A 12,334-nucleotide genomic window follows, 5' to 3' on the forward strand; every position below is an offset into this window, starting at 1 on the left:
AGGCGATGTCCCCGGCCCTGCAGCAGCGACTGCACGAGCGCTTGAGCGAGGGCCTTGCCGCCCTCGAGATCACGGCCACCGCCGCCCAGCTTGACCAGCTTCTGGCCCTGGTGGGTCTGTTGCACAAGTGGAACCGGGCCTATAACCTCACGGCGGTACGCGATCCGCTGGACATGGTCTCTCGCCACGTGCTCGACAGCGCCGCGGTGCTGCCCTGGGTCAAGGGCCCACGGGTGCTCGACGTGGGTGCGGGGCCTGGCCTGCCCGGCCTGGTGCTGGCGATCCTCAACCCCGAGCTCGACGTCAGCCTGCTCGACAGCAACGGCAAGAAGGTTCGCTTTCAGCGTCAGGCGGTGATGGAACTTGGGCTTGCCCGGGTGACCCCGATCCAGGCGCGAGTGGAAGCCTATACCCCGGCCGAAGGCGGGTTCGATCAACTGATCTCGCGGGCCTTTGCCAGCCTCGAGGACTTCGTCGAGCTGACCCGGCCGCTGCTGGCGCCCCACGGCCAGTGGCTGGCGATGAAAGGGCCGGCGGTGGACGGCGAGCTCGAACGCCTGGAGGACGACGTGCGCTGTGTCTCGCGCCATGCGTTGAGGGTGCCGTACGAGTCAGCGGGTCGAGAACTGGTTATGCTGGAACCCGAGGCCGGGGGCCGCTAGGCTCGGGCTTGGGGTTCGGTTTCACGATTTTGCCGCCACCAGCCACCCGAGAATTTCCACGCAAGGATGACGTCGTGACCAAAATCATCGCCTTGACCAACCAGAAGGGTGGGGTCGGCAAGACCACCTCTGCCGTCAACCTGGCCGCCAGTCTGGCGTCGCTGGATCGCCGCGTACTGCTGGTCGATCTCGATCCCCAGGGCCACGCCACCATGGGCAGTGGTGTCGACAAGCACAGCCTCGAGGGCAGCGTGCTCGACGTCATCCTGGGCGACAAGCGCCCGGTGGAGGTCATCCTCGACTGCCCCGAGGCGGGCTACGCCCTGCTGCCGGGCAATGGCGACCTGACCGCCGCCGAGGTCGAGCTGCTCGATCGTGGTGAAGGCCGCGAGCGGGCGCTGGCCAAGGCGCTGGACGAAGTCGCCGGCGAGTACGACGTGGTGATGATCGACTGCCCACCGTCGCTGAACATGCTCACCGTCAATGCGCTGACCGCCGCCGATGGGGTACTGATACCGCTGCAGTGCGAGTTCTATGCCCTGGAAGGCCTGTCGGCGCTGCTCGACACCGTCGAGCAGATCAAGGACAGCGTGAATCCGGGCCTCGAGATCTTCGGGATCCTGCGCACCATGTTCGACGCCCGCAACAGCCTGACCCGGGACGTCAGCAAGCAGCTGCGGGACTACTTCGGCGATGCCCTGCTCAAGACCACCATTCCACGCAACGTGCGGGTTGCCGAGGCGCCGAGTCACGGCCTGCCGGTTACCAAGTACGCACGCTTCTCGCGGGGCAGCCAGGCCCACCGGGTGCTGGCCAAGGAACTGATTCGTCGGCTGTCGCTGTAGCCCCGGCCAGGGTGGCAAGGGCCAGCAGTGTCGAATTTTTGAGCGTGCTGTGATGAGGATGAATCGATGACGCGCAAACGCGCCCTGGGACGAGGACTGGATGCGCTGATCGGGGCCGGTGCCCGCCGCCGCGAGAGCCTCGATCTGCCCGAGGTGGATGCCGAGCTGACGACCGACGGCGACGAAGACGCCACGGTGGTGCCGCCTCCCGCGCCGGAGGAACGTCTGGAGCGCCTGCCGCTGGGCCAGCTCAGCCGTGGACGCTACCAGCCAAGGCGCGATATCCAGCCCGAGGCGCTGGAGGAGCTGGCCGACTCGATCCGCGCCCAGGGCGTGATGCAGCCCATCGTGGTGCGTCCGATCGGTCCCGACCGCTATGAGATCATCGCCGGTGAACGCCGCTGGCGGGCCTCCCAGCTGGCCGAGCTGGACGTCATCCCGGCGGTGATCCGCGAGGTGACCGACGAGGTGGCCCTGGCGCTGGCACTGATCGAGAACATCCAGCGCGAGAACCTCAACCCGGTGGAGGAAGCGCTGGCGCTCAAGCGTCTGCTCGACGAATTCGAACTGACCCAGCAGCAGGTCGCCGACGCCGTGGGCCGTTCGCGTACCCAGGTGACCAACCTGCTGCGCCTGCTGGCGCTGGACCCCGAGGTGCAGACGCTGCTCGAACGCGGTGACCTGGACATGGGCCATGCCCGCGCCCTGTTGACCCTGCCGGCGGCCAAGCAGCGCAAGGCGGCCCATGAGGTGGTCAACAAGGACCTGACCGTGCGCGCCACCGAGGCACTGGTCAAGCAACTGGCCAATGGCAAGCCAAAGGCCGCCAAGACTGCGCCGAATCAGGACGTGGCCCGGCTGGAGACCCGTCTGGCGGATCTGCTCGGCGCCCCGGTCAAGATCAGCCACGGCAAGGCCGGCAAGGGCAAGGTCACCATCCAGTACTCGAGCCTCGACGAGCTCGACGGCATCCTGGGCCACATCCGCTGAGTGGCGACGACCAGAGACGGCGACCGGGTTGCGCGTATCAGCGCAGTAAACCACTTAGGTCGCTAATCACTTTAGCGGCCTTTTCTCCGCATTTGGTCGTAAGCCAGCGCGAAGTGACGACAAATCGTCACGTCTTTGGTTGAAGCCGTTAGGGGGCTTCCCTATAATCGCGCCGGAGTCTGCCGGTGGTCTGTCGCCGGCGATCACGATGGATGACGAGTTCGCGCCAAGAGGCGCGTCGGGAGAGACACTTGGCGGCCAGGATCCAACGACCCCAGGTGCAGCGCCTGCTGATGGCACAGCTCGCTGTGCTGGCGCTGACCAGCGTCGCGGCGGCTGGCATCGACGGTATCTCCGGCGCTTCCTCGGCGGCCCTGGGCGGGCTGGTGGCCTTTTTGCCCAATGTGTTCTTTGCCTGGTGTGTGTTCCGGGCGCAGGGCGCGCGCTACTCCAAGGCCATCGTCAACAATTTCTATCGTGCGGAAGCCGGCAAGTTCGGTTTGACGGCGGCGCTGTTCACCCTGGTGTTCATCGCAGTGCCTCCCTCAAACCCGACTTTTTTCTTTGGCGCTTATGTGGTGACGCTGTTCGTTCATTGGCTGGGGCCCTGGCTGGTGAAACGACCGTCGCACACCTGACAACGAGGCAGACATGGCAGGCACGAATCCGACTCCGACGGAATATATCCAGCACCACCTGCAGAACCTGACCTTCGGGCTGCACCCGGACAATGGCTGGTCGATCGCCCATTCCGCCCAGGAAGCTTCCGACATGGGCTTCTGGGCCGTTCACCTCGATACCCTCGGCTGGTCCGTCGGTCTCGGTCTGATCTTCCTGTGGCTGTTCAAGAAGGCGGCCAACACCGCTACCACCGGCGTGCCTGGTGCGCTGCAGAACTTTGTCGAGCTGATGGTCGAGTTCGTCGACAACTCGGTCAAGGACACCTTCCACGGCAAGAGCAAGCTGATCGCGCCGCTGGCGTTGACCATCTTCTGCTGGGTCTTCCTGATGAACCTGATGGACCTGGTGCCGGTGGACTTCCTGCCGCTGCTGGCGGCCAAGATCGGCGCCCTGTTCGGCGCGGACCCGGCCCACGTCTACTTCAAGGTGGTACCGACCACCGACGTCAATGCCACCCTCGGCATGGCGCTGTCCGTGTTCGGCCTGATCATCTTCTACACCATTCGTGCCAAGGGCTTCTCCGGCTTCATCGGTGAGCTGACCCTGCACCCGTTCAACTCACCCAACAAGCTGGTCCAGGCGCTGTTCATCCCGGTCAACTTCCTGCTCGAGACCGTGACCCTGATCGCCAAGCCGATCTCCCTGGCCCTGCGACTGTTCGGCAACCTCTACGCCGGTGAGCTGATCTTCATCCTGATCGCGATGATCGGCCTGTGGCAGCTGCCGCTGCACTTCACCTGGGCGGTGTTCCATATCCTGGTCATCACCCTGCAGGCCTTCATCTTCATGATGCTGACCATCGTCTACATGAGCATGGCGGTGGAGAAGCACTGACGGTTTCGCTTCAACCCTAAACCCTTAACCCTAACCCACTGATAAACCTTAGTTTCAACTAAAAACTGGAGAGACCACCATGGAAGCACAAGTTCTGGGTATGACCGCCATCGCCGTGTCCCTGCTGATCGGCCTGGGTGCACTCGGCACCGCCATCGGCTTCGGTATCCTCGGCGGCAAGTTCCTGGAAGGCGCTGCACGTCAGCCGGAAATGGTTCCGATGCTGCAGGTCAAGATGTTCATCGTCGCCGGCCTGCTGGACGCCGTGACCATGATCGGTGTTGGTATCGCGCTGTTCTTCACCTTCGCTAACCCGTTTGTCGGTTAATGTCCGACCGCTCGTCCCGAGCCGTCGATCCGTTAACCCCAAACCCGTAACGCGAGAGGTGCTGGCGTGAACCTGAACCTTACCCTAGTCGGCCAGGCTATCGCCTTTGCGTTCTTCGTCTGGTTCTGCATGAAGTTTATATGGCCGCCGGTCATGCAAGCTCTGCAGGAACGCCAGAAGAAGATCGCCGATGGTCTGGATGCTGCCAGCCGTGCGGCGCGTGATCTCGAGGTGGCCGAGAAAGAGGCCGACGAGACCCTGCGCAAGAGCAAGCAAGAGGCGGCCGAGATCCTGGAACAGGCCCAGAAACAGGCCAACCAGAAGCTCGAGCAGGCACGCGAAGACGCCCGCCTTGAAGGCGAGCGCATGATTGCCAAGGCCAAGTCCGAGATCGAGCAGGAAGTGGCACGCGCGAAGGAAGACCTGCGCGCACAGGTGTCCCGTCTGGCGGTCCTGGGCGCTGAGCGAATCCTGGAGTCCTCCATCGATGAGAAGCAGCACGCTGCCATCGTCGACAAACTCGCCAAAGAGCTCTGAGGAGGTGCCCCATGGCGGAAACGTCAACTATCGCTCGCCCGTACGCCAAGGCTGCCTTTGAGCACGCCGTGGCCAAGGACGCGCTCGACGAATGGTCCGGCATGCTGGCCAGGGTCGCGCAGGTCGTCGGCGACGACGACATGCGCGCCCGGGTGCTCGGCAATCCCAAGCTGTCCAGCGCACAGAAGGCTGATGTTGTCGTCGACGTCTGTGGTGACGCCGTCAATGACGACCTCAAGAACTTCGTTCGCCTGGTCGGCCAGAAGGGTCGCCTGGCGGCGCTCGGCGCCATCGCCGAGCAGTTCGAGGTGCTCAAGGCCCAGCAGGAAAAGCGGGTAGAGGTGGAAATCGTTTCTGCCTTCCCGCTGGCCGAAGCCCAGGAACAATCGCTCGCGAGTGCACTGGCCAAGCGTCTGAACCGCGAAATCTCCATTACCACTCAGGTGGACAAGACGCTCCTGGGCGGCGTGATCCTGCGTGCCGGCGACACCGTCATCGACGGTTCGGTACGTGGTCGATTGAACCGCCTCCAGGAAGCCCTTTCCGCCTGAGTCTGAGGGACATGGCATGCAGCAACTGAATCCTTCCGAGATCAGCGACATCATCAAGCAGCGTATCGAGAAGCTTGACGTCGCATCCGAAGCCCGTAATCAGGGCACGATCGTCAGCGTATCTGACGGTATCGTGCAGATTCACGGCCTCGCCGACGCAATGTTCGGTGAGATGATCGAATTCCCCGGCGGCATCTTCGGGATGACCCTGAACCTCGAGCGCGACAACGTCGGTGCCGTGGTTCTGGGTGATTACCTGCAGCTGGAAGAGGGCATGACTGCCCAGTGTACCGGTCGCATCCTCGAGGTGCCGGTGGGTCCCGAACTGCGCGGCCGTGTGGTCGACGCCCTCGGTAACCCCATCGACGGCAAGGGCGACCTGGGCACCAAGGAAACCGACGCGGTCGAGAAGGTCGCACCTGGCGTCATCACTCGTCAGTCCGTCGACGAGCCGATCCAGACCGGTTTCAAGTCCATCGATGCCATGGTGCCGATCGGCCGCGGTCAGCGTGAGCTGATCATCGGCGACCGTCAGATCGGTAAGTCGGCGATCGCCATCGATGCGATCATCAACCAGAAAGGCACCGGCGTCACCTGTGTCTACGTGGCCATCGGTCAGAAGCAGTCGACCATCGCCAACGTGGTGCGCAAGCTCGAAGAGCACGGCGCCATGGAGCACACCATCGTGGTCGCCGCCGGCGCCGCCGATCCGGCCCCGATGCAGTTCCTCGCCGCCTACTCCGGCTGCACCATGGGCGAGTACTTCCGCGACCGCGGTGAAGACGCGCTGATCGTCTATGACGATCTGTCCAAGCAGGCCGTGGCCTACCGCCAGGTGTCCCTGCTGCTGCGTCGTCCGCCGGGCCGTGAAGCCTTCCCTGGCGACGTCTTCTACCTCCACTCCCGTCTGCTCGAGCGTGCCGCGCGTGTCAACGCCGACTACGTCGAGAAGTTCACCAACGGTGAAGTGAAGGGCAAGACCGGCTCGCTGACCGCACTGCCGATCATCGAGACCCAGGCCGGCGACGTGTCTGCCTTCGTTCCGACCAACGTGATCTCGATCACCGACGGTCAGATCTTCCTCGAGACCGACCTGTTCAACTCAGGCATCCGCCCGGCCATCAACGCCGGTCTGTCGGTGTCTCGTGTGGGTGGCTCGGCACAGACCAAGATCATCAAGAAGCTCGGCGGCAGCGTGCGTCTGGCTCTGGCCCAGTACCGCGAGCTCGCGGCCTTCTCCCAGTTCGCCTCCGACCTGGACGAAGCCACCCGCAAGCAGCTCGAGCACGGTCAGCGCGTCACCGAGCTGATGAAGCAGAAGCAGTACTCGCCGATGTCGGTTGCCGAGATGGCGATCTCCCTGTTTGCCGCCAACGAAGGCTTCCTGGACGACGTCGACGTCAACAAGGTGCTGGACTTCGAACATGCACTCCACGAGTACATGAAGTCCGAGCACGGCGAGTTGCTCGACAAGATCAACGAGTCTGGCGACTACAACGACGAGATCAAGGACGGCCTGAAGCAGGGTCTCGAGAAGTTCAAGTCCTCTCAGAGCTGGTAAGCGTCCACTGGCCCGCCGCAAGGCGGGCCAGGTGGTCGAACAGGATTCTGAGGGTCACCGAACAAGGGTAGATCGCCATGGCAGTCGGAAAAGAGATTCGCACGCAGATTGCGAGCATCAAGAACACGCAGAAGATCACCAATGCGATGCAGATGGTGGCGGCGTCGAAGATGCGCAAGACCCAGGAACGGATGTCGGCGAGCAAGCCTTACGCCGAACAGATCCGTCACGTGGTGGGTCATCTCGCCCAGGCCAACCCGGAATACAAGCATCCGTGGATGGAAGAGCGTGAGGCCAAGCGCGTCGGTTACATCGTCGTCTCCAGCGATCGTGGTCTCTGTGGCGGCTTGAACGTCAACCTGTTCAAGGCGACGGTCAAGGACGCTCAGGCGTGGCACGAGAAGGGCGCCGAGCTCGACTTCTGTGCCCTCGGCAGCAAGGCCAGCAGCTTCTTCCGCAAGTATGGGGGAAGCCTGGTCGCCGCCAAGAGTGGCCTGGGGGAAACGCCGAGTCTTGATGATCTGATCGGCAGCGTGAAGGTGATGCTGGATGCCTACGATGAAGGCAAGCTGGATCGTCTTTACGTGGTGCACAACGAATTCGTCAATACCATGACCCAGAAGCCGGTCGTCCGTCAGCTGCTACCGCTGACCGAGGACACCGCAAAGGTCGAGGAAGACGACGAGAACAAGCGTCCCAGCAGCTGGGACTACCTGTATGAGCCGGATGCCAAGGCGCTGCTCGACAGCCTGCTCGTGCGCTACGTTGAAGCGCAGGTGTATCAGGCGGTGGTCGAGAACACAGCGTGCGAGCAGGCGGCACGCATGGTTGCCATGAAGAGCGCGACCGACAACGCGGGCAATCTGATCGACGATCTGGAGCTGGTGTACAACAAGGCCCGTCAGGCGGCCATTACCCAGGAAATCTCCGAGATCGTTGGCGGTGCCGCCGCTGTTTAAGGCATGCAGGTTTCATTTGCAGGTATTAGAGAGGAACCAAGATGAGCGGACGTATCGTACAAATCATCGGCGCGGTGATTGACGTAGAGTTTCCGCGGGACGATGTTCCCAAGGTCTACGACGCGCTGAAGGTCACCGAAAAGGAGACCATCCTCGAAGTCCAGCAGCAGCTGGGCGACGGCGTGGTGCGCTGCATCGCCATGGGCTCGACCGAAGGGCTCAAGCGCGGCATGAACACCGATAACACCGGCGCGGCCATCTCCGTCCCGGTCGGCCAGGAAACCCTGGGCCGCATCATGAACGTGCTCGGCGAGCCGATCGATGAGGCCGGTGAGATCGGCGAGCAGGAGCGCATGCCGATCCACCGCGAGGCTCCGGGCTACGCGGACCAGGCGGCCACCAACGAGCTGCTCGAGACCGGCATCAAGGTCATCGACCTGGTGTGCCCGTTTGCCAAGGGCGGCAAGGTCGGTCTGTTCGGCGGTGCCGGTGTCGGCAAGACCGTCAACATGATGGAGCTGATCCGTAACATCGCCACCGAGCACAGCGGTTACTCCGTGTTCGCCGGTGTCGGTGAGCGTACTCGTGAAGGTAACGACTTCTACCACGAGATGCAGGAGTCCAACGTTCTCGACAAGGTGGCACTGGTCTACGGCCAGATGAACGAGCCGCCCGGGAACCGCCTGCGTGTGGCCCTGACCGGTCTGACCATCGCCGAGAAGTTCCGTGACGAAGGTCGTGACGTACTGTTGTTCGTCGACAACATCTACCGTTACACCCTGGCCGGTACCGAGGTGTCCGCACTGCTGGGCCGTATGCCGTCCGCGGTGGGTTACCAGCCGACCCTGGCCGAGGAGATGGGCGTTCTGCAGGAGCGTATCACCTCCACCAAGACCGGCTCGATCACCTCCGTGCAGGCCGTCTACGTGCCCGCGGATGACTTGACCGACCCGTCTCCGGCGACCACCTTCTCGCACCTGGACGCCACCGTGGTACTGGCGCGTTCCATCGCCGAGCTGGGTATCTATCCGGCCATCGACCCGCTGGACTCCACCTCTCGCCAGCTTGATCCGCTGGTGGTGGGCGACGAGCACTACAACGTCGCGCGCGGTGTTCAGGGCGTGCTCCAGCGCTACAAGGAGCTCAAGGACATCATCGCCATCCTGGGTATGGACGAGCTGTCCGACGAAGACAAGCAGATCGTGGCACGTGCGCGTAAGATCCAGCGCTTCCTGTCACAGCCGTTCTTCGTTGCCGAGGTGTTCACCGGCTCTCCCGGCAAGTACGTGTCGCTGAAGGAGACCATCCGTGGTTTCCAGGGCATCCTGGACGGCGAGTACGACGAGCTGCCCGAGCAGGCCTTCTACATGGTCGGCACCATCGACGAGGCCGTCGAGAAAGCCAACCAGATGAAGTAATCCCTCTAACCGGGAGACGTCATCATGACGAAAACCATCCAATGCGAGATCGTCAGTGCCGAAGCCTCGGTCTACTCCGGTAGTGCCGAGCAGGTGGTGGCGGCTGGCATCCTGGGGGATCTTGGCATCCTGGCCGGCCACACGCCGCTGCTGACCGAGCTGGCTCCGGGCCCTGTGCGGGTGCTCAACGAAGGCAGCGAGGAGCACTTCTACGTCTCCGGCGGCTTTATCGAAGTGCAGCCCGAGAAGGTGATCGTGCTGGCCGACACGGCGGTTCGCGCATCCGATCTGGATGAAGCGGCCGCCGAAGAGGCCCGCAAGCAGGCCATCAAGGCCATGGAGGACAAGTCGGCGGAGCTGGATTACACCCGCGCCGCGGCGGAACTCTCCGAGGCCCTGGCCCAGCTGCGTACCATCCAGCAGCTGCGCAGGAAGGCCGGCAAGGGCTAAGTTCCCTGGCGCCGATGCCCCACGCCCCCCGAATGGCTGACATTCGGGGGGCGTTTTCGTTGGTGATGGCGGCAGCGAACCGCGACTGACGCTTCTTCGATGCTTGCCTTGTGTCTAATGTTCATCCAGACATGGCATCATGTCGCCTTTTCGAGCAGCCCCGATAGGTCGTCTCTTGGGGACACTGCGCCTCAGCGATTTGCGGCAAGGACGCCGGCCATGAGGAGACGTCCATGAATCTGACCCCCAGCCTGGATGCGCACAAGCAGGTGCTGCTGCGTGCCCTCGATCCCCGCGACAGCAAGACGCTGGAAGCCCGCCTGCCCGAGATTCGCTCGGCGGATCTGGCCGAGATCCTCGAGCGACTGATCGAGGATGAGGACCGCCTGGACAGCGCCGTGGCGCTGTTGGCCTGCCTGCCGGTGGGGCGCCAGGCCAGCGTGTTCGGTCATCTGCCATTCGAGGCCCAGGATGCCATGGCGTCTCGCATCGAGGACGCCTGGCTGTCGCGAATCCTCGACAAGATGGGCTCGGATGAACGTGCCGACCTGTTCAAGGTGCTGGGAGATGATCGCAAGGAGGCGCTGTTACGGCGCATGGCGCGGCGCGAGCGCGAGGCGCTCAAGCGCCTGGCGAGCTACGAAGAGGGCACCGCCGGCGCCCTGATGACCGCCGACTATGTGGCGATCCCGATGGGGCTCACCGTGTCCCGGGCGATGATGCGGGTGCGCCAGACCGCTCCCGACGCCGAGACCGTCTACCAGCTGTACGTGGTGGACGAGCACGGCCGCCTGGCCGGCACCATGTCACTGAGACAGCTGATGGTGGCACGGCCCCAGGCGATCATCGACGAGCTGATGATCCACGACGTCATCAGCATCGGTGTGGACGCCGAGCAGGAAGAGGTCGCCCGGGTGGTGGCACGCTACGACCTGCTGGCGTTGCCGGTGACGGACACCGACGAGCGACTGGTCGGCATCGTCACCCACGACGACGCCATGGACGTGGTCGAGTCCGAGGCCACCGAGGACATCCACAAGGGCATGTCGATCGGTCAGCTGGAAGGTGGCGTGTCCCGGGTGCCGCTGTGGAGCCTGTATCGCAAGCGAGTGATCTGGCTGGTATTGCTGGTGTTCGGCAACCTCTTCTCGGGAGCCGGCATCGCCCACTTCGAGGACACCATCGCCGCCCAGGTGACCCTGGTGTTCTTTCTGCCGCTGTTGATCGGCAGCGGTGGCAATGCCGGCGCCCAGGCCGCCACCCTGATGGTGCGAGGCATGGCCACCGGTGACGTCGGCATCAAGGACTGGAGCAAGCTGCTCGGCCGAGAACTGCTGGTGGCAGGCTCGCTGGGACTGACCATGGCCCTGGCGGTGGCCCCCATCGGGGTCATTAGAGGTGGTGAGGCGGTGGCCTTGGTGGTGGCCATCAGCATGATCTGCATCGTCTTGTTCGGCAGCCTGCTCGGCATGTGCCTGCCGTTCGTGCTCGATCGGCTGGGCTGGGATCCGGCCACCGCCTCGGCACCGCTGGTCACCACCCTGATCGACGCCTCCGGGGTGGTCATCTACTTTTCCATCGCCACGCTGGTACTGATGGGAACTTGATCGACCGCAGCGGGGGCGGCCAGGGGCCCCCTGACAGCGGACAAGAACGCCCGTGGAGTGTATGCTCTTGCGGGCGTTTTGCCTGTTACCCCTCGCTTACGGGTCACTCCATGGATTGGCTACAGATTGTCGTTCTCTCCCTGATTCAGGGAATCACCGAATTTCTTCCGGTATCGAGCTCCGCCCACCTGATACTGGTCCCCGTGTTCAGCGACTGGCCGGACCAGGGACTGGCCTTCGACGTGGCGCTGCACCTGGGTAGCCTTGGCGCGGTGGTCATCTATTTCCGCGACGAGATCCTGCGCATGCTGTCGAGCTGGTGTGCCAGCGTCGCCGGTCGCGGCACCGATCAGGACGCTCGGCTGGCCTGGTGGGTGATCCTCGCCACCGTTCCGGTGGGGCTGGCCGGACTGCTGTTCAAGGACGTCATCGAGCAGTATGCCCGCTCGCCCATGGTGCTGGCGTTCGGTCTGATCTTCTTCGGCCTGATGCTGGGGCTTGCCGACTGGCGCTTCAGGGGCTCGCGCAGCGAGTATCAGCTGCGCTGGAGCGATGCCCTGTGGATCGGCATCGGCCAGGCGCTGGCGCTGATTCCCGGCACTTCGCGCTCCGGCATCACCATCACCGTGGCGCTGATGCTGGGCATGGGGCGAGAAGCCGCGGCCCGCTTCTCGTTTCTGCTGTCGATTCCGGTGATCGTGCTGGCGGGGGGACTCGAGGCCTGCGAGCTGATTCAGACGGGTGTCGATGTGCACTGGGGTGACATGGCGCTCGGCACGCTGCTGTCCGGCGTCAGCGCCTACCTGTGCATCCATTTCTTCCTGTCGTTCATCAAGCGCATCGGTATGCAGCCCTTCGTCGTCTATCGCCTGCTGCTTGGTATCGCCCTGATCTGGCTGTTTGGCTGATAT

General features: G+C 63.6%; 14 protein-coding genes. All 14 read left to right on the forward strand.

Features of this window, described 5'->3' with window-relative positions:
• Positions 1 to 5: 5 nt before the first annotated feature.
• The 14 genes from rsmG to C6W88_RS06905 all read left to right on the forward strand — a co-directional run bounded on the left by rsmG (position 6) and on the right by C6W88_RS06905 (position 12,331).
• A complete protein-coding gene (gene rsmG, locus C6W88_RS06840; protein WP_231498560.1) occupies positions 6 to 662 on the forward strand; it encodes a 16S rRNA (guanine(527)-N(7))-methyltransferase RsmG in 657 nt (218 codons plus the stop codon).
• Positions 663 to 736: 74 nt separating this feature from the next.
• Positions 737 to 1,507: a ParA family protein gene (locus C6W88_RS06845; RefSeq protein WP_045992716.1), complete on the forward strand. Its 771-nt coding sequence runs from the start codon at positions 737 to 739 to the stop codon at positions 1,505 to 1,507.
• 66 nt (positions 1,508 to 1,573) lie between these two features.
• Positions 1,574 to 2,497 carry a ParB/RepB/Spo0J family partition protein gene (locus C6W88_RS06850; RefSeq protein WP_045992715.1) on the forward strand — a complete coding sequence of 308 codons (924 nt, stop codon included), beginning with the start codon at positions 1,574 to 1,576 and terminating at the stop codon, positions 2,495 to 2,497.
• A gap of 278 nt (positions 2,498 to 2,775) precedes the next feature.
• The gene (locus C6W88_RS06855) at positions 2,776 to 3,135 is read left to right on the forward strand and encodes an ATP synthase subunit I (RefSeq protein ID WP_231498561.1); all 360 of its coding nucleotides are present in this window, start codon (positions 2,776 to 2,778) and stop codon (positions 3,133 to 3,135) included.
• 13 nt (positions 3,136 to 3,148) lie between these two features.
• Entirely contained in the window at positions 3,149 to 4,012 is an 864-nt protein-coding gene (gene atpB / locus C6W88_RS06860) for a F0F1 ATP synthase subunit A (protein WP_045992713.1), read from the forward strand.
• A 79-nt stretch (positions 4,013 to 4,091) separates the two neighbouring features.
• Positions 4,092 to 4,340, forward strand: a complete 249-nt coding sequence (gene atpE / locus C6W88_RS06865; RefSeq protein ID WP_045992712.1) for a F0F1 ATP synthase subunit C — start codon at positions 4,092 to 4,094, stop codon at positions 4,338 to 4,340.
• Positions 4,341 to 4,406: 66 nt separating this feature from the next.
• On the forward strand, positions 4,407 to 4,877 hold the full coding sequence (locus C6W88_RS06870) for a F0F1 ATP synthase subunit B (RefSeq protein ID WP_045992711.1): 471 nt from the start codon (positions 4,407 to 4,409) through the stop codon (positions 4,875 to 4,877).
• 11 nt (positions 4,878 to 4,888) lie between these two features.
• Entirely contained in the window at positions 4,889 to 5,428 is a 540-nt protein-coding gene (locus C6W88_RS06875) for a F0F1 ATP synthase subunit delta (protein ID WP_045992710.1), read from the forward strand.
• Positions 5,429 to 5,444: 16 nt separating this feature from the next.
• Positions 5,445 to 6,989: a F0F1 ATP synthase subunit alpha gene (gene atpA / locus C6W88_RS06880; RefSeq protein WP_045992709.1), complete on the forward strand. Its 1,545-nt coding sequence runs from the start codon at positions 5,445 to 5,447 to the stop codon at positions 6,987 to 6,989.
• A 77-nt stretch (positions 6,990 to 7,066) separates the two neighbouring features.
• The gene (gene atpG, locus C6W88_RS06885; protein WP_045992708.1) at positions 7,067 to 7,948 is read left to right on the forward strand and encodes a F0F1 ATP synthase subunit gamma; all 882 of its coding nucleotides are present in this window, start codon (positions 7,067 to 7,069) and stop codon (positions 7,946 to 7,948) included.
• Between the two features lie 41 nt (positions 7,949 to 7,989).
• A complete protein-coding gene (atpD, locus tag C6W88_RS06890) occupies positions 7,990 to 9,366 on the forward strand; it encodes a F0F1 ATP synthase subunit beta (protein ID WP_045992707.1) in 1,377 nt (458 codons plus the stop codon).
• 24 nt (positions 9,367 to 9,390) lie between these two features.
• Positions 9,391 to 9,816, forward strand: coding sequence for a F0F1 ATP synthase subunit epsilon (locus tag C6W88_RS06895; RefSeq protein ID WP_045992706.1), 426 nt, complete (start codon positions 9,391 to 9,393; stop codon positions 9,814 to 9,816).
• A 233-nt stretch (positions 9,817 to 10,049) separates the two neighbouring features.
• Entirely contained in the window at positions 10,050 to 11,423 is a 1,374-nt protein-coding gene (mgtE, locus tag C6W88_RS06900; RefSeq protein WP_108131960.1) for a magnesium transporter, read from the forward strand.
• 110 nt (positions 11,424 to 11,533) lie between these two features.
• Positions 11,534 to 12,331 (forward strand): undecaprenyl-diphosphate phosphatase, encoded by a 798-nt coding sequence (locus C6W88_RS06905; RefSeq protein ID WP_108131961.1) that lies wholly within the window; start codon positions 11,534 to 11,536, stop codon positions 12,329 to 12,331.
• Positions 12,332 to 12,334 lie beyond the last annotated feature (3 nt).

It is taken from the genome of Halomonas litopenaei, from assembly GCF_003045775.1.
GTDB lineage: Bacteria > Pseudomonadota > Gammaproteobacteria > Pseudomonadales > Halomonadaceae > Halomonas > Halomonas litopenaei.